This is a genomic window from Klebsiella sp. M041, assembly GCF_059759695.1.
This window is the reverse complement of record NZ_JCAXWU010000011.1, coordinates 25202-42211: the sequence shown is the minus strand read 5'-3', so window position 1 is coordinate 42211 and position 17010 is coordinate 25202. Positions and strand designations below refer to the sequence as shown.

Genomic DNA, 17010 nt, shown 5'->3' with positions numbered 1-17010 from the left:
GGCGCGGTTATTTTTTTAAGTCAAAGAGGAACCACTATGAAACGTTTGCCCTTGCTGGCAGCCTTGCCCCTGCTTTGCGCTTCCGCGCTCTCTGCCCAACCGCTGATGTCCGTCGGCTATTTCAACGGCGGCGGCGATGTCACTGCCGGGCCGGGCGGGGATATCGACAAGCTGGACGTCCGGCAGATCACCCATCTCAACTACTCGTTTGGCCTTATCTATAACGATGAAAAAGACGAGACCAACGCAGCCCTGAAGGATCCTGCTCATCTGCACGAGATCTGGCTGTCGCCGAAGGTGCAGGCGGATCTGCAAAAGCTCCCGGCCCTGCGTAAACAGAACCCGGACCTCAAAGTCCTGCTGTCGGTCGGCGGCTGGGGGGCGCGCGGTTTCTCCGGCGCGGCGGCAAGCAAAGAAACCCGGAAGGTGTTTATTCAGTCTGCGCAGGAAATTGTTGAAAAATATGGTCTGGATGGGATTGACCTCGACTGGGAGTTTCCGGTCAACGGCGCCTGGGGGCTGGTTGCCAGTCAACCGGCCGATCGCGATAACTTTACCGCGCTGTTAAAAGAGCTGCGCGCAGCGTTTGGTACCAGGAAACTTGTCACTATCGCCGTGGGCGCCAACGCCGAAAGCCCGAAAAGTTGGGTGGACGTTAAAGCGATTGCGTCATCGCTCGACTACATCAACCTGATGACCTACGACATGGCCTACGGCACGCAGTACTTCAACTCGAACCTGTATGACTCCAGCCACTGGCCGACGGTCGCCGCGGCGGATAAATACAGCGCCGATTTTGTGGTCAACAATTACCTGGCCGCCGGGCTTAAACCCAGCCAGATGAACCTCGGAATTGGTTTTTATGGCCGGGTGCCGAAACGGGCGGTCGAGCCGGGGATTGACTGGAGTAAAGCGGATGCGCAAAAGAACCCGGTCACCCAGCCCTATTTTGGTCCCCAGCAGATCGCGCTGTTTGCCTCGCTGGGCTATGACCTGAGCAAAGACACCTACGTGAAATACAATGATATCGTGGGCAAATTGCTCAACGATCCGCAGAAACGCTTTACCGAGCACTGGGACGATGAGGCGAAAGTCCCGTGGCTGTCGGTGCAGTCCGCGGAGGGCAAGCCGCTGTTCGCCCTCTCCTACGAGAACCCGCGCTCGGTAGCCATTAAAGCGGACTACATCAAGGCGAAAGGCCTCGCCGGAGCGATGTTCTGGGAGTATGGCGCCGATGATCAGAACCAGCTGGCCCGCCAGCTGGCGGAATCGCTGGGGATCAAACACTAATCGCGGCTGTTCCGCCGCATCGCCGCCGCCGGGCGGCGTGACGCAGGCAGCATCGCCGGGAATGCAGGTATATCGCGCCGCCCGGGATAGGTTATGATGCCTGTTATCCGCTGCGCCAGGGGCTGGCGCAGCTTAACCGTTTGACAGGAGGCAGGGGGCCATGGCCTATATCCCCAAAAATTACGCACGTCTGGAAGTGGGTTACCGCGAAAAGGCGCTCAAGCTCTTTCCCTGGGTATGCGGACGCTGCTCACGGGAGTTTGTCTACTCCAATCTGCGCGAGCTGACGGTGCACCATATCGATCACGACCACTCCAATAACCCGGAAGATGGCAGCAACTGGGAGATGTTGTGCCTTTACTGTCACGATCACGAACATTCCAAGTACACCGAAGCCGATCAGTATGGCTCCACGGTGGTAGCGGGCGAAGATGCGCAAAAGAGCGTCGGCGAGGCCACCTACAACCCGTTTGCCGACCTGAAAGCGATGATGAATAAAAAGTAAGCGAAGCGACTGACCGCCGGGCGCGGTCGTTGACGCTACCCTTGTCCGGCGCCGGATCACCCGACGCCGGAACGTCTCCCCGCCGGGCGGCGGTTTATTGCAACTTCACGGTAGCGATCGGCTTCGGCACGATGCCGAAATCTTCCTTCAGCTGCTGTTTGCTCTTCATCACCATCTGCCCACGGGTGTCGATGGTCATATGCTGGGCGTCGGTGTTATACCGGGCCTGCCACAGCATCACCAGCTGCAGGCTATTTTCCTTCTGCTCCGGCGTCAGCGCCACGCCATCCGGCCATTTTCCCAGCTCTACCGCCGTCGCCAGACGCTGATACACTTCCGGGGTCATGCTGTCGATAATTTGCTCAATATCCATCTTCCGCTCACCTCCACTTGGAATAATTTGCTGAATCGTTTCTTCACCCCTTAATCTGCTCGCCGTTCTGCTCATCGGTGAAGCTGAGCGACGCCGAATTGACACAATAGCGCTCGCCGGTCGGCTGCGGGCCATCCGGAAACACGTGACCGAGATGGGCATCACAATTTCCGCAGCGGATCTCAATGCGCTGCATGCCGTGGGAGCTGTCGTCCAGATAGCGAATGGCCTCTTCGCTTACCGGCTCGTAGAAGCTCGGCCAGCCGCAGCCGGAGTCGTATTTGGTCTGGGAGTTGAACAGCGGCGCATCGCACACCAGGCAGTGATACACGCCATTTTTCTTGTTGTGCAGCAGCCGTCCGGTGAAAGGCGGTTCGGTGCCATGATGTTGGGTCACGTAAAACTGCATTTCGCTCAAGCCGTTTTTCAGCTCTTCCGGGGAGGGTTTATTCGCCATGGGCTTACATCTCGCTTTGCAATGGACAACTTTCGCCCCAATTCTAACAAAACATTAACAATGAAGCGTACACTTTTGTTCTAAACTTATCCGGTGCCCACAGGCAGCCAGATAATTGTGACTTAAATCACGTTTTTATCTTAAATGCCCTTTAAAATTCCGCGCGCAGCCCCCATATGGAATTGGGCTCAAAGGGAGAGTGAGGCAAATCAATCGCGCAAGGTGTGCTCAGGATTGATTTGTCGCAATGATTGACACGATTCCGCTTGACGCTGCGTAAGGTTTTTGTAATTTTACAGGCAACCTTTTATTCACTAACAAATAGCTGGTGGAATATATGACTATCAAAGTAGGTATCAACGGTTTTGGCCGTATCGGTCGCATTGTTTTCCGTGCTGCTCAGAAACGTTCTGACATCGAGATCGTTGCAATCAACGACCTGTTAGACGCAGAGTACATGGCTTACATGCTGAAGTATGACTCCACTCACGGTCGTTTCGACGGCACCGTTGAAGTGAAAGACGGTCATCTGGTCGTTAACGGTAAAAAAATCCGTGTTACCGCTGAACGTGACCCGGCTAACCTGAAGTGGGACGAAGTTGGTGTTGACGTTGTTGCTGAAGCAACCGGTATCTTCCTGACCGACGAAACCGCTCGTAAACACATCACCGCTGGCGCGAAAAAAGTCGTTCTGACTGGCCCGTCCAAAGACAACACCCCGATGTTCGTTCGCGGCGCTAACTTCGACACTTACGCTGGCCAGGACATCGTTTCCAACGCATCCTGCACCACCAACTGCCTGGCACCGCTGGCTAAAGTCATCAACGACAACTTCGGTATCGTTGAAGGCCTGATGACCACCGTCCACGCAACCACCGCTACTCAGAAAACCGTTGATGGCCCGTCTCACAAAGACTGGCGCGGCGGCCGCGGCGCAGCTCAGAACATCATCCCGTCCTCTACCGGCGCTGCTAAAGCTGTAGGTAAAGTACTGCCAGAACTGAACGGCAAACTGACCGGTATGGCGTTCCGCGTTCCGACTCCGAACGTATCCGTTGTTGACCTGACCGTTCGTCTGGAAAAAGCAGCGTCCTACGAAGAAATCAAGAAAGCTATCAAAGCCGCTTCTGAAGGCGCAATGAAAGGCGTTCTGGGTTACACCGAAGACGACGTTGTTTCTACCGACTTCAACGGCGAAGTTTGCACTTCCGTGTTCGATGCTAAAGCAGGTATCGCACTGAACGACAACTTCGTTAAACTGGTTTCCTGGTACGACAACGAAACTGGCTACTCCAACAAAGTTCTGGACCTGATTGCCCACATCTCCAAATAAGTTGAGATGAAAAAGTAATCTGTAAGAGCGACTTCGGTCGCTCTTTTTTTTGTCTGCAGAGATAGGATTGCACAATGATAAATAAAATTTTTGCTCTCCCGGTGAATGAAACCATTTCACCCGTTATCTCCCGTCGCCAGCTGGACGACCTGGAGCTGATTGTCATCGACCATCCGCAGGTGAAAGCCTCTGTGGCGCTGCAAGGGGCGCACCTGCTCTCCTGGAAACCCGCCGGTGAAGTAGAAGTCCTGTGGCTGAGCAACAACACCCCATTTAAACAGGGCGTCGCCCTGCGCGGCGGCGTGCCGATTTGCTGGCCGTGGTTTGGCCCATCGGCGCAGCAGGGCCTGCCGTCGCACGGCTTTGCCCGCAACCTGCCGTGGACCCTGGAAGGGCATGATGAAGACGACAGCGGCGTGATGTTGACCTTTGCGCTGCAGAACAGCGCTGAAACCATGAAGCTGTGGCCGCATGAGTTCACCCTCTATGCCCGCTTCAAGCTGGGTAAGACCTGCGAAATCGAGCTGGAAGCCCACGGCGAATTCGAGACCACCTCTGCCCTGCACAGCTACTTCAACGTTGGCGATATCGCGGCGGTGAAAGTGAGCGGTCTTGGCGAGCGCTATATCGATAAAGTGAAGAACGCCGAAGAAGGCGTTCTGAACAACGGCGTGCAGACCTTCCCGGATCGTACCGACCGCGTCTATCTCGACGCCGAAGGCTGCAGCGTGATCCACGACGACGCGCTCAGCCGCACGATCGACGTGGTGCATCATCATCAGCACAACGTGGTGGCCTGGAACCCGGGCCCGGCGCTGTCCGTCAGCATGGGCGACATGCCGGACGATGGCTATAAAACCTTCGTTTGCGTCGAAACCTGCTGCGTGACCCAGCCGCAGAAAGCCAGTGAAGAGACCCCGTCTCGCCTGGCGCAAACCATCAGCGTGAAAAAACGCTAACCGCAAAAAGCCCCGTTTATCACGGGGCTTTTTCTCTTCTCCACCTGGATGCGCTGTGGGTTAAACCATATCCAACCGGGTTTTCCGCGGCGGCGGCGGATAGAGGCGATCCAGCTGCGCAAGCTCTTGCGGGCTGAGAACGATATCAAGCGCGGCGGCATTCTGCACCACATGCTCGATAGTCGCCGCTTTCGGGATCGCCAGCATTCCCGGATGACGAATCACCCAGGCCAGCAGCAGCTGCGCCACCGTCACGCCCCGCGCGTTAGCCATATTGATGATATCGGTATGCTGAAAAAGTCCATCGCGTAAGCGCCCCGCCTGCGCCAGCGGGCAATAGGCCATCACCGGCAGGGTGTGCTGCTGACACCAGGGCAGAAGATCGTATTCAATGCCCCGCGACGCGAGATGATAGAGCACCTGGTTGGTGGCGCAGCGTTCGCCGCCCGCCGTGCGCCACAGCGCCTGCATATCGTCGGTGTCCAGATTGGAGACGCCCCAACGGCGGATTTTGCCCTCGGCCACCAGCCTTTCCATCGCCTCGACCGTCTCCTGCAGGGGGATATCGCCCCGCCAGTGCAGGAGATACATATCCAGATAGTCGGTCTGCAGCCGGCGCAGACTGTTTTCACAGGCGCGGCGGATCGCCGCTCCGCCGGCGTGCCAGGGATAGACTTTAGAGACCAGCGTCACCCGGTCGCGCAGGCCGCGGATCGCCTGGCCCACTACCTCCTCCGCCCCGCCGTCGGCATACATCTCCGCGGTATCGATTACCGTCAGGCCATGGTCGATGCCCGCGCGCAGTGCAGCCACCTCCTGCTGACGCAGCGCCGCGTTCTCGCCCATATACCAGGTTCCCAGCCCGATGGCCGGAACTGCCGCCTGCTCGCCAAAGCATACTGTTTTTTTCACCATCGTCTCCTTCTTCGCGCCCTGCACCACCATAAAGCAAAACAGGGCACGAAGCCCTGTTTTGATGCATAAAGCGCACTGTAATAATGCACAATCAGAAGGTGTAGGTGATCCCGGTTGAGATCAGACCGCTCCAGGATTTGTCCACCATCGGGCTATCGGTGATTTCATCCGACAGACGCGTGTAGCGCGCAATACCGTATACGCTCCAGTCGCCGAGGAAGCGATAGTTGGCCGCCAGCTCCAGATACGGGTTCCAGCTGCTGTCCGGATCGTAGCTGCGCATCCCGCTGCGACGGGACTCATGCTGCGAGACGCCATAGTAGTATTCGTTCTGATTGTCGCTGTTCCACTCGACGCCAATGCCCGGCGTCAGCGTCAGGTTCCCGTTGGTGTAGCGGTACAGCCAGGCGAGATCCCAGTTGATGCCGTTGCTGTTATCCAGCGTATCGCCGGCAATCGTCGTGCGCAGGAAGCCATAGGGCGTGTTGTGGACATAAGAAAGACCGGCCATCACGGTCGATTTACGCTTATCCAGGCGACGCATTTGTTCGCTATCGCTGTCGCCCGGCTTGAAGTACATCGGCGACCAGTAGGCCGTTATCGACAGCTTATCGTTGGTGTCATTCCACAGGTAGTAACCCCCGCCCAGACCGTGGAACCAGAAGTTATCGCTCTCATAACTAATGACCGGCACCGGATAAACATCCGCATCATACTGCTTGTACGGATGCTCAACGATGCCGACGCCAGCCCCAAGCGTGAACTTCCCATCGGCATGCGCCGCGCTGGCGGAGGTCGCAATCAGCACGCCGAGTGCCAGAAGTTTGATTTTAGTCACAATCCATATTCCCGTTGTCAAATAATCAGCCCGTGCAGTTTACCGTCGTAGGTCTCATGCCTCAAATTCTTTACCCGATATGACACAAATCGTTCACTTTCCCACCCTTCTCTTACCATCTGGTGACAGCCCGATGACAGCTTCACGTCCCGGCGAATCAAAAAGCGTCTTTTTCAGGATGAGTTATTGATATGTCATTGAAATTGATTTTCTGCGGCATGCAAGATTTCTAAATGCATCTACGCTTAAATTTAGAAGGTGTAATTGCAGGGCACATTCACGCTACCCCACCCGCAACCTGGCATAAGGGTTGCTGGATACCAGGAGAGCGATGTTCAGCTTATGTCTTCCGGGGGCCCCCACTATTCATATGAACGGCTCTCAACCTGTGCTAAAAAACGAAAGGACGGCATGCCATGAATATATTCGATCACTATCGCCAGCGCTATGAAGCTGCCAAGGACGAAGAGTTCACACTGCAGGAGTTTCTTACCATCTGCCGGCAAGATCGCAGTGCCTATGCCAATGCGGCAGAACGTCTGTTGATGGCCATTGGTGAACCCGTCATGGTTGATACGGCTCTCGAGCCGCGGCTATCCCGTCTCTTTTCAAACCGGGTCATCGCACGCTATCCGGCGTTTGAAGAGTTTTACGGTATGGAAGACGCCATTGAGCAGATCGTCTCCTACCTCAAGCATGCCGCCCAGGGGCTGGAAGAGAAGAAACAGATCCTCTATCTGCTGGGACCGGTGGGCGGTGGTAAATCATCGCTGGCTGAACGGCTGAAAGCCCTGATGCAGCGCGTGCCTATCTATGTGCTGAGCGCCAACGGCGAGCGCAGCCCGGTTAACGATCACCCGCTGTGCCTGTTCAATCCGCAGGAGGATGCGCAGATCCTTCAGAAAGAGTATGGCGTCCCTACCCGCTATCTCGGCACCATTATGTCGCCGTGGGCGGCCAAACGCCTGCATGAGTTTGGCGGCGATATCACGAAATTCCGCGTGGTCAAAGTCTGGCCATCGATTCTCGAGCAGGTCGCCATCGCCAAAACCGAACCGGGCGATGAGAACAACCAGGATATTTCGGCGCTGGTGGGTAAAGTGGATATCCGTAAGCTGGAACACTATGCGCAGAACGACCCGGACGCCTACGGCTACTCCGGTGCGCTGTGCCGCGCCAACCAGGGGATCATGGAGTTCGTCGAGATGTTTAAAGCGCCGATCAAGGTGCTGCATCCGCTGCTGACCGCGACCCAGGAGGGTAACTATAACGGGACCGAAGGGATCTCCGCCCTGCCGTTTAACGGGATCATCCTTGCCCACTCCAACGAATCGGAATGGGTGACCTTCCGTAATAACAAAAACAATGAGGCCTTCCTCGACCGCGTCTATATCGTCAAAGTGCCTTATTGCCTGCGGATCTCCGAAGAGATCCGTATCTATGAAAAACTGCTCAACAGCAGCGAACTGACGCATGCGCCATGCGCCCCGGGCACGCTGGAAACGCTGGCGCGCTTCTCGATTCTGTCGCGCCTGAAAGAGCCGGAAAACTCGAGCATTTACTCGAAAATGCGGGTCTATGACGGCGAGAGCCTGAAAGATACCGACCCGAAAGCGAAATCCTATCAGGAGTATCGCGACTATGCCGGTGTGGATGAAGGGATGAACGGGCTCTCCACCCGCTTTGCCTTTAAGATCCTCTCAAGGGTGTTTAACTTCGACCATGTTGAAGTGGCGGCCAACCCGGTGCATCTGTTCTATGTTCTGGAGCAGCAGATTGAGCGCGAACAGTTCCCGCAGGAGCAGGCCGAGCGCTATCTGGAGTTCCTCAAAGGCTATCTGATCCCGAAATACGCCGAGTTTATCGGCAAAGAGATCCAGACCGCTTATCTGGAATCCTACTCCGAGTACGGGCAGAACATTTTCGATCGCTATGTCACCTACGCTGACTTCTGGATCCAGGATCAGGAATATCGCGATCCGGACACCGGGCAGCTGTTTGACCGTGAATCGTTGAATGCCGAGCTGGAGAAAATTGAGAAGCCGGCCGGGATCAGCAACCCGAAAGACTTCCGTAATGAAATCGTCAACTTTGTGCTGCGCGCCAGAGCCAACAACAGCGGACGTAATCCGAACTGGACCAGCTATGAGAAACTGCGCACGGTTATTGAGAAGAAAATGTTCTCCAATACCGAAGAGCTGTTGCCGGTCATTTCGTTTAACGCCAAAACCTCAACCGATGAGCAGAAAAAACACGACGACTTTGTCGACCGCATGATGGAGAAAGGCTACACCCGCAAACAGGTTCGCCTGCTGTGCGAGTGGTACCTGCGGGTTCGTAAATCGTCCTGATGCGTCCAGCCCGGCGGTGCGCCGCCGGGCCAACTGCAGCTGAATGATGATAAGTAAAGTTGGCTAATGCAGTACAGGAGGGCATATGACCTGGTTCATAGACCGACGCCTGAACGGGAAAAACAAAAGCGCCGTCAATCGTCAGCGCTTTTTGCGCCGTTATAAGGCGCAAATTAAACAGTCGATCTCCGAGGCCATCAACAAGCGCTCGGTGACCGATATTGAGAGCGGAGAATCCGTCTCGATCCCGACGGACGATATCAACGAGCCGATGTTTCATCAGGGTCGCGGCGGGCTGCGCAACCGCGTCCACCCGGGCAACGACCATTTCGTGCAAAACGACCGCATCGAACGCCCGCAAGGGGGCGGCGGCGGCGGGGGCGGCGGTCAGGGGCAAGCCAGCGCCGATGGCGAAGGGAAGGATGAGTTTGTCTTCCAGATTTCGAAAGATGAGTACCTGGATCTGCTGTTTGAAGATCTCGCCCTGCCGAACCTGAAGAAAAATCAGCACCGGCAGCTGAACGAGTTTAAAACCCATCGCGCGGGCTTTACCTCTAACGGGGTGCCGGCCAACATCAGCGTGGTGCGATCGCTGCAGAACTCGCTGGCCCGCCGGACGGCGATGACCGCCGGCAAGCGCCGTGAACTGCGCGCCCTGGAGGAGGATCTGGAGACCATCAGCCGCAGCGAACCGGTGCAGCTGCTGGAGGAGGAGCGCCTGCGCAAAGAGATTGCCGAGCTGCGGGCTAAAATTGAACGGGTGCCGTTTATCGACACCTTTGACTTACGCTACAAAAATTACGAAAAACGGCCGGAGCCCTCCAGCCAGGCGGTAATGTTCTGCCTGATGGACGTCTCAGGCTCGATGGACCAGGCCACCAAAGACATGGCCAAGCGCTTTTATATCCTGCTGTATTTGTTCCTCAGCCGGACCTATAAAAACGTCGATGTGGTCTACATCCGCCACCATACTCAGGCGAAAGAGGTGGATGAACACGAGTTCTTCTACTCTCAGGAGACCGGCGGCACCATCGTCTCCAGCGCCCTGAAGCTGATGGATGAAGTGGTGCAGGCGCGTTATGACCCGGCGCAGTGGAACATCTACGCCGCCCAGGCGTCGGATGGTGACAACTGGGCCGACGACTCCCCGCTGTGCCACGAACTGCTGGCGAAGAAAATTCTGCCGGTGGTGCGTTATTACAGCTATATCGAAATTACCCGCCGGGCGCATCAGACCCTGTGGCGCGAGTATGAACACCTGCAGGCGACCTTTGATAATTTCGCCATGCAGCATATCCGCGACCAGGAGGATATCTACCCGGTATTCCGCGAACTGTTTCACAAACAATCGTCTAAAAGTGAAGCGTAGTGAAATACTCAGCCAGTGAGTCGGGTGACTTGCTGGCTATTTTCCTCAGACACAAGGCCCGATGGCACAGCCATACATCATGTAAAACGGAAACAACGGGGCCATGGCGACGGCGCCAAGCGAGCTAATCGTTTTGGTCTTATCATTGATTGATACCACAACGGGGTGCGCTAACTGGTAGGCGGCGGCCAGATCTGACGCGTCCGATGCCGTCCAAAACCCTGTCGCTTTAAACAACACCCCGAGGCGATCGTTATCAATCTGCACCGCATGATACTGATTTACCAGCTCGCTATGCTGCCCGGCATCCAGTTTGCGCTGATCCATCACCACCAGATATTCCGCCGTTACCTCATGTTGTTCCACGACAAAGTTAACCCGCACGCCGGAAGCCTGTTCGTGAAAGCGCTCATAAAAGGTCTTATAACGCTGATATTCCTCAGGCACACCGTCACGGACAAAGCGGTAACTGTATTTCGCTGAGCTGGCGACAATACCGGACTCTGTGGGTTTCATCGCCACAATGGTATCCCGAGGCGGCAAGTTTGGCGCGCTGGTACAGCCTGCGAGCATCGCCACTACGACCAGCGATAAGATATATTTGACCATTTTCAGCCGTTCCTGTTCGCGATTTTTTCTATGACATCTGGCGTTTTTTTTAACACTACAGGTACAAATCCCTAACCCTGTGTATCATAACTGCCTAATCTGCTTCAAACATTCGCGCGATCGTCAGCGTTGAACTGTTTCTACTCTCAGGAGCCTGCTATGACCCCTTTTTATCAATTGACGGCTAACCGCCTGCGCGGACAGCCCCTCTCCATGGTTGACTATGCTGGCAAGGTGGTTCTGGTGGTGAATACGGCCAGCTATTGTGGCTTCACGCCGCAATATGCTGGCCTTGAAGCGCTCTACAAAAAGTACGCGGCTCAGGGGCTGGTTGTGCTTGGGTTCCCCTGCAACCAGTTTGGCAAGCAGGAACCCGGCGGTGCGGATGAAATCGAGCAGACCTGTCACGTTAACTACGGCGTGAGCTTCCCGATGTTTGAGAAAGTGGACGTCAACGGCCCCGCCGCGCATCCGCTGTTTCGTTATTTGAAACAAGCGTTGCCCGGCGTGCTCGGCGGACGGATCAAGTGGAATTTCACCAAGTTCCTCATCGGTCGCGACGGCACTCCCCTCACGCGTTTTGCGCCGTTCACGACGCCGGAGAAAATGGAAGCAGCCATTGTTGCCGCACTCAAAGGCTAAGTGTTCCTGTCATTCCACGCTCACCCAACGGTGGCTGGCTGCCCATGCAAGGTAGAGGTCGATCTCACGCGGCCAGCAACCGTCTGTGGTTGGCCTAACTTCCGCCTGCCCGACACGCAGCCTACAGCGGCGACACGGCCTCAACCTCATGCTGAAACACGTAGGGGTCGGAGAGCAGTTCGAATACTTCGTCGTCCGGATAGGTGACCGCGACGTGATAGTCTTCGCCTGCGAAGGCTTTGACCGCCGCGAGATCCTGCCAGTAGGTGGCGAGAAAGAAATGCGCCCATTCGCCCTGGTTTTCCCGGCGCACCAGCGCGCCCCTGTTGCCGGGGATACCCCGGGCGTGTTCCACGCCGGTCAGCTCAAGGTGCTTTGCAAACCCCTCGGCATGTTGCAATGGCACACAGCCGTGCCAGGTCCTGACAATCATTTGCGTTCTCCTGTGGTAATCAACCTCTCACCCTAACATCGACAGGCATTTTTGGGGGAGCGCAACAAGGCGGCGCTGGCAACAACGCAAAATTATTTTGCCGGACGAGGATATCCCCTCACTCTGCAGTATTTTCGGCTGCGGCGCAGCATTGGGCCGAATATTGCGCGGTGAGTATGACTGTTAGCGGGCGCGGAAAAAATCGTGGCTCGTCAGCCCCGGGGGGTCTTATCGATACACGCCCAAGCCGCGTCCCTTCAGGGCATCGCCAGCCGCTCTTGATGATCCGCAAAGAGAGCGATGAGATGGTCGGCGAGAACCCGCACGCGTCTTGACCCGGCCAGGTCGGAATGCATCACCAGCCAGAGGGTCTGATCCGCGCCGATCTCCGGCTGCAGGCACTGCAGGCCGCTGGCCCTCGCCATAAAGTGCGGCAGGACGCCCAGTCCGAGGCCCGCGGATACCGCGGAAACCTGGGCCACGAGCGTATTGGCTTCGACTTTACACGGCCGGCCGCGCAGGGTTCGCGTGATCCATTGGGCGGCCGGCAGGTGCTGGTGAGTTTCCGGCCACCCCACAAAGTCCGCCTCGCTCAGCGACAGGCCGTCCGCCCCGGCCAGATAGCCGGCGGCGCCATAGACGCCAAACCCCACCGTCCCCAGACGCTTTAACGTCAGATGCCCGGCCTCAGGCTTGACCATGCGGATCGCCAGATCGGCATCCCGACGGTGCAGGTTCACCGGCTGCACGCCGCTCAGCACCTCCACCCGCAGCTCGGGATATTGGTCCAGGAGCCCTTTCAGGGAGGGCAGAATAAAATGCGTGGCCAGGTTGTCCGCGGTGGCCAGGCGGACAACCCCGCCGACATGCCCCTGCAGTTGCGCCGCTTCGCCGAACGCCAGGCCTGCGTATTCCAGCGCCTCAGCCCGCGCGAGCAGGGCTTCGCCATCATCGGTCAGGCGATAGCCGCTCTGATGGCGGCTGAAGAGCGGAACGTTCAACGCCTGCTCCAGCCGATCCAGCCGGCGGGAGACCGTGGCAATCCCCATGTTCATCTTGTCGGCGGCGCCGCTCAGCGTTCCCGCCCGGGCGATGGCGAGGAATATGCGCGCATCATCCCAGTTAAATTCTGCGGTCATCTATTTTCCATTTATGGAAAACGACTCTCCGTTTTCCGCTCTTTTTTATCAGTTTCGCAGGGATGATACTGCACGCCACTCGCGGAGACAACCAGGCCATCCGGTCGCCTGCTCGCTCCTCACCTGAACGTCCGCGCACCGCGCGGAACGCACCTTTCCTAAGGATACGCCTGATATGAAAGAGATTGCTTTACCCCTCCACCCGGCGCCGGCGCGCGTCTGGATAGCCGTCGTTGCGCTCGGGATCTGCGCCTTTTCGATCGTCACCAGCGAACTGGCGCCGGTAGGCATGCTCAGCGCCCTGGCGGCGGATTTTCACCAGACGGAATCCGGCATGGGCCTCGCCGTCACCGCCTATGGCTGGGTGGGCGCCCTGGCGGCTCTGCTTTCCGGCGCGATGCCGGCGCGTATTTCCCGCAAGGCGCTGCTGGTCGGGCTGATGCTGATCCTGGCGCTTTCCTGCCTCGCCGCAACCCGGTCTTATTCGATGTTCGCCCTGATGAGCGCCCGCATGATTGGCGCCCTGGCGCATGGCGCCTTCTGGGCCTTAATTGGCATCGTCGCCGCGCAGCTGGTGCCGCCGCACCGGCTGGGGCTGGCCACGGCGATCATTTTTGGCGGCGTGTCGGCGGCAAGCGTAGTGGGGGTACCCCTGGCGAGCTTTATCGCCACCCTGGCGGGCTGGCGACACGCGTTTATGGCGATGGCCTTGCTGTCACTGGCCGCCGCTGCGGCGCTGTGCTCAACGCTGCCCCCGCTGGCCGCCCCTGCCTCCGTCAGGCTGCGTGTTTATCGCGATATTTTCCGCAATCCGCTGCTCGGTGGCCTGTATGGCGCCACGGCCTGCATCATTACCGCACACTTTGCCGCCTTCACCTACATTGAACCGCTGCTGATAAATCTGCAGGGAGTCCCGGCGACCGCCCTCTCCGGCCTGCTGCTGCTGTCAGGGGTTTCCGGGCTGCTGGGTAACGTTATCGCCGGTAAGCTTATCGATCGTCATCTGAAGGGGCTGATTTTCGCTGCGCTGCTGCTGAGCGGGGGCGCGCTGGCGATCCTTGGCGCCGCCCGTCTTGCGCCACTGCCGTTCTGTTTTAGCGGGCTACTGTTAGCCCTGTGGGGCGCCGGCATCGCGATTGTGTTCGTCGGCTTACAGACCTGGCTGCTGCGCAGCGCGGGCGCGGTCGCCCAGCCGGCGTCAGCCATTTACGTGGCCATTTTTAATGCCGCCATCGGCACCGGGGCGCTTGTCGGCGGCCAGCTGATCGCCTCAGCTGGCCTGTCGGGAATGGTGTGGCTGGCGGCGGGGATCATGGTGGGCAGTACGCTGCTGATCGCCCTGCTGAAAGCGCCCTCGGCCCGCTAAACGCTGCCCTGTAAAACCGCGTTTTCACGGTCCAGAGTGAAGATCTGCCACACGACGCGGGTCGCGCTCAAGGTAAAAATGGCCGTCGCCAGCGTATTTTCCTCATCCGGATCGTCGGGAGACAGCCGGTAAATCGGTAACAGCGGATCCTGCTGGTCGGAGAGCATCGCTTTCGCTGTCACGCCATCCAGCGGCGGGTTCGTCGCCAGCCACGCGTCCAGGCGCCGCTGGCGCGAAGCGGAGCTCCCGGTCACGATCTGTTCAATGGCCGCAAGCTGGGGATGGATCAGATGGTTGGCATGCCCGCCGGTGGTGGACAACTCGAGCACCGAGCTGCCGGAGCCGGTGGCTTCCACGCTAAACAGACGGCTATCACCCATCTGGCCCAGGGTGTGGTGAAATGCGCCCGCGCGCGGCGTGGCGCTCAGCAAAGTGACGGCTTCCTCTAAGGTGGCGGCGTTCAGCGATGCGCGGGCCACAATCTGGCGCGGCATGCCGTCCGGACGATGCACGGCGCGAATATTGTTGACCGTATTGACTATCCCCTTCTCATTCACCGCGAAGGTGTGCCCGCACAGGGAGCCGGGATAGGCAAAGCTGGTGAAGGCGAGGCCCACCTCCGGGGTTACGCTGACGATGGCGCACTCTTCACGCAGCTGCGGGAAGCCGTCTTCATTGTGCGCAATGATCAACGCCCCCTCCGGGCTTCTCCCCGCCAGGGTGGTGCAGCCATCTGACGTCGAACGTACCAGATCGCCGCGACAGTTCCAGGCGAACACCTCATCCACCGGCGCCTGCAGCCCCTCCGCCATGCCCTCCAGCTCCTGCCAAATCAGCGGGAACTGCGCCTGCACGGCTGCACGCATGCGCTGGGTCTGTTCCGCCGTTTTCAGGGCGGTTACGGTTTGCCACAGCGCCGTTTGCCTGATTTTAGTATGCCAGGCCTCACGACCAAACGCGCCAAGCTGCTGACCGACCGCATAGGCGGAACCACGGATTGCGATTGTTTTCATATTGTCATCATTCACTTATGTTCAGGATACGTGTTGCAAAAACTCTTGCAGTCGCGGATTGCTGCTGGCCGTGAGCAGCGCCTCAGGTGAACCATCTTCGGCGATAGTGCCGCCATCAATAAAGATCAACCGGGAAGCCACCTCTCTGGCAAAGCCAATCTCATGGGTCACAATCACCATCGTCATGCCCTCTTCGGCCAGGGATCGCATGACCTTTAACACCTCATGCCGCAGTTCAGGATCGAGGGCGGATGTTGGCTCATCAAATAACATCATTTTGGGTTTCACCGCCAGGGCGCGCGCTATCGCCACGCGCTGCTGCTGACCGCCCGAGAGCTCTGCCGGATAGTGGTTGGCGCGTTCACGCAGCCCCACACGGTCCAGCAACGCCAGCGCCTGCTCCCGCGCCGCGGCCTTGCTCTGCTTGCGCACGCGAAGCGGACCAAACATGACATTCTCCAGGGCGGTCAGATGCGGAAACAAATGAAACTGTTGAAACACCATACCGGCTTCGCGGCGAATATCACACTCATTCGCATGCGGATCCGTAATGTGCATGCCCGCCACCAGCAGCGTTCCCGAAGAGATCGCCTCCAGCTTGTTAATACAGCGCAGCAGGGTCGATTTTCCCGAGCCGGACGGGCCAATGATCACCACCACCTCGCCCGCTTCAATCTTTAAATTGATATCGTGCAGCACCTGAGTGGCGCCGAAGTTTTTCGCTACCGCGCTAAATTCAACCATGCTCATAAAATATGGATCCTTTTCTCAAGTTGTTTCAGCAGGAAGCTCAGGCACAATGTTAAAAACAGATAAATCATCGCCACCGCCGTCCACACCTCCAGCGCCCGAAAATTGCCGGCAATAATCTCTTGTCCCTGACGGGTTAATTCTGCCACGCCAATGACAATAAACAGCGAGGTATCTTTTATACTGATAATCCACTGATTGCCTAATGCCGGGATCATCCGCCGAAAAGCCAGCGGCATAATGACATGCCACAGGGTGCTGCGCGGTGATAATCCCATCGCCAGGCTGGCTTCTTTAAATCCTTTATTAATCGACAGAATCGCGCCCCGGGTGATCTCCGCTATATAAGCCCCGGAGTTAATCACAATGGTGATAATGGCGGCGGGAACCGGGTCAATACGCACTGGCAACACCATCGGCAGGGCGAAGTAGATAAACATCACCTGCACCATAATTGGCGTCCCGCGGATGACTTCCACAAACACCAGCGATACCGTTTTGGATATTGTTCCGCCTAATGCGCGGCAGGTCCCGGCCAGCAAGCCAATGATTAATCCACCTAATAAACCTGATAACGAAATAATCAGCGTCAGCTGCAAACCTTGCATCAGCAGCGGCAATGCATCCCAAATATAGCGACTGTCAAAATTCATGCTTCTACCCGTAAA

19 protein-coding genes are annotated in these 17010 nt (G+C 57.4%); 9 read left to right on the top strand and 10 right to left on the bottom strand.

The features are described from left to right. Positions 1–36 precede the first annotated feature (36 nt). Positions 37–1290: a chitinase ChiD gene (chiD, locus tag AC6CWS_RS15780; RefSeq protein ID WP_032452507.1), complete on the top strand. Its 1254-nt coding sequence runs from the start codon at positions 37–39 to the stop codon at positions 1288–1290. 160 nt (positions 1291–1450) lie between these two features. Further along, positions 1451–1795, top strand: a complete 345-nt coding sequence (gene yajD / locus AC6CWS_RS15775) for an HNH nuclease YajD (RefSeq protein ID WP_002901254.1) — start codon at positions 1451–1453, stop codon at positions 1793–1795. A gap of 94 nt (positions 1796–1889) precedes the next feature. Here the strand turns inward: yajD and AC6CWS_RS15770 are convergent, their stop codons facing one another. Both AC6CWS_RS15770 and msrB read right to left on the bottom strand, forming a co-directional pair. Beyond that, positions 1890–2168 (bottom strand): YeaC family protein, encoded by a 279-nt coding sequence (locus AC6CWS_RS15770; protein WP_004203787.1) that lies wholly within the window; start codon positions 2166–2168, stop codon positions 1890–1892. A gap of 43 nt (positions 2169–2211) precedes the next feature. Continuing rightward, entirely contained in the window at positions 2212–2625 is a 414-nt protein-coding gene (gene msrB / locus AC6CWS_RS15765; RefSeq protein WP_004203786.1) for a peptide-methionine (R)-S-oxide reductase MsrB, read from the bottom strand. Between the two features lie 337 nt (positions 2626–2962). Between msrB and gapA the strand changes: the two genes are divergently transcribed. Both gapA and AC6CWS_RS15755 read left to right on the top strand, forming a co-directional pair. Further along, positions 2963–3958 carry a glyceraldehyde-3-phosphate dehydrogenase gene (gene gapA / locus AC6CWS_RS15760; protein WP_004203784.1) on the top strand — a complete coding sequence of 332 codons (996 nt, stop codon included), beginning with the start codon at positions 2963–2965 and terminating at the stop codon, positions 3956–3958. A gap of 74 nt (positions 3959–4032) precedes the next feature. Further along, positions 4033–4917, top strand: a complete 885-nt coding sequence (locus tag AC6CWS_RS15755; protein ID WP_065882980.1) for a D-hexose-6-phosphate mutarotase — start codon at positions 4033–4035, stop codon at positions 4915–4917. Between the two features lie 60 nt (positions 4918–4977). Here AC6CWS_RS15755 and AC6CWS_RS15750 read toward each other — a convergent pair whose 3' ends face one another. Both AC6CWS_RS15750 and AC6CWS_RS15745 read right to left on the bottom strand, forming a co-directional pair. Continuing rightward, positions 4978–5832, bottom strand: coding sequence for an aldo/keto reductase (locus AC6CWS_RS15750; RefSeq protein WP_065882979.1), 855 nt, complete (start codon positions 5830–5832; stop codon positions 4978–4980). Between the two features lie 91 nt (positions 5833–5923). Further along, on the bottom strand, positions 5924–6670 hold the full coding sequence (locus AC6CWS_RS15745) for a MipA/OmpV family protein (RefSeq protein ID WP_023289272.1): 747 nt from the start codon (positions 6668–6670) through the stop codon (positions 5924–5926). Between the two features lie 416 nt (positions 6671–7086). Between AC6CWS_RS15745 and yeaG the strand changes: the two genes are divergently transcribed. After that, positions 7087–9021 carry a protein kinase YeaG gene (gene yeaG, locus AC6CWS_RS15740; RefSeq protein ID WP_004203779.1) on the top strand — a complete coding sequence of 645 codons (1935 nt, stop codon included), beginning with the start codon at positions 7087–7089 and terminating at the stop codon, positions 9019–9021. A gap of 85 nt (positions 9022–9106) precedes the next feature. Further along, positions 9107–10390 carry a YeaH/YhbH family protein gene (locus AC6CWS_RS15735; protein ID WP_012968476.1) on the top strand — a complete coding sequence of 428 codons (1284 nt, stop codon included), beginning with the start codon at positions 9107–9109 and terminating at the stop codon, positions 10388–10390. A 45-nt stretch (positions 10391–10435) separates the two neighbouring features. Here AC6CWS_RS15735 and AC6CWS_RS15730 read toward each other — a convergent pair whose 3' ends face one another. After that, positions 10436–10999, bottom strand: a complete 564-nt coding sequence (locus tag AC6CWS_RS15730; RefSeq protein ID WP_065882977.1) for a hypothetical protein — start codon at positions 10997–10999, stop codon at positions 10436–10438. Between the two features lie 159 nt (positions 11000–11158). Between AC6CWS_RS15730 and AC6CWS_RS15725 the strand changes: the two genes are divergently transcribed. Further along, complete coding sequence (locus AC6CWS_RS15725) at positions 11159–11641, top strand: glutathione peroxidase (RefSeq protein ID WP_065882976.1); 483 nt, start codon at positions 11159–11161, stop codon at positions 11639–11641. 121 nt (positions 11642–11762) lie between these two features. Here the strand turns inward: AC6CWS_RS15725 and AC6CWS_RS15720 are convergent, their stop codons facing one another. Beyond that, on the bottom strand, positions 11763–12074 hold the full coding sequence (locus AC6CWS_RS15720; RefSeq protein ID WP_032452501.1) for a hypothetical protein: 312 nt from the start codon (positions 12072–12074) through the stop codon (positions 11763–11765). A 91-nt stretch (positions 12075–12165) separates the two neighbouring features. Between AC6CWS_RS15720 and AC6CWS_RS15715 the strand changes: the two genes are divergently transcribed. Further along, positions 12166–12261, top strand: a complete 96-nt coding sequence (locus tag AC6CWS_RS15715; RefSeq protein WP_223822589.1) for a hypothetical protein — start codon at positions 12166–12168, stop codon at positions 12259–12261. A 70-nt stretch (positions 12262–12331) separates the two neighbouring features. On the opposite strand, the gene AC6CWS_RS15710 is transcribed toward AC6CWS_RS15715, so the two are convergent. After that, positions 12332–13213, bottom strand: coding sequence for a LysR family transcriptional regulator (locus AC6CWS_RS15710; RefSeq protein ID WP_065882974.1), 882 nt, complete (start codon positions 13211–13213; stop codon positions 12332–12334). Between the two features lie 175 nt (positions 13214–13388). On the opposite strand from AC6CWS_RS15710, the gene AC6CWS_RS15705 reads away from it, so the two are divergent. Next, on the top strand, positions 13389–14579 hold the full coding sequence (locus AC6CWS_RS15705; protein ID WP_048297305.1) for an MFS transporter: 1191 nt from the start codon (positions 13389–13391) through the stop codon (positions 14577–14579). Here AC6CWS_RS15705 and AC6CWS_RS15700 read toward each other — a convergent pair. The 3 genes from AC6CWS_RS15700 to glnP are packed head-to-tail and all read right to left on the bottom strand — an operon-like array spanning position 14576 to position 16995. After that, complete coding sequence (locus AC6CWS_RS15700) at positions 14576–15592, bottom strand: C45 family autoproteolytic acyltransferase/hydrolase (protein WP_065882973.1); 1017 nt, start codon at positions 15590–15592, stop codon at positions 14576–14578. The two genes, AC6CWS_RS15705 and AC6CWS_RS15700, sit on opposite strands and share 4 nt — an antisense overlap. Before the next feature lie 21 nt (positions 15593–15613). Next, positions 15614–16336 (bottom strand): glutamine ABC transporter ATP-binding protein GlnQ, encoded by a 723-nt coding sequence (glnQ, locus tag AC6CWS_RS15695; protein WP_032429131.1) that lies wholly within the window; start codon positions 16334–16336, stop codon positions 15614–15616. Positions 16337–16338: 2 nt separating this feature from the next. After that, on the bottom strand, positions 16339–16995 hold the full coding sequence (glnP, locus tag AC6CWS_RS15690) for a glutamine ABC transporter permease GlnP (RefSeq protein WP_023289264.1): 657 nt from the start codon (positions 16993–16995) through the stop codon (positions 16339–16341). Between the last annotated feature and the right edge of the window lie 15 nt (positions 16996–17010).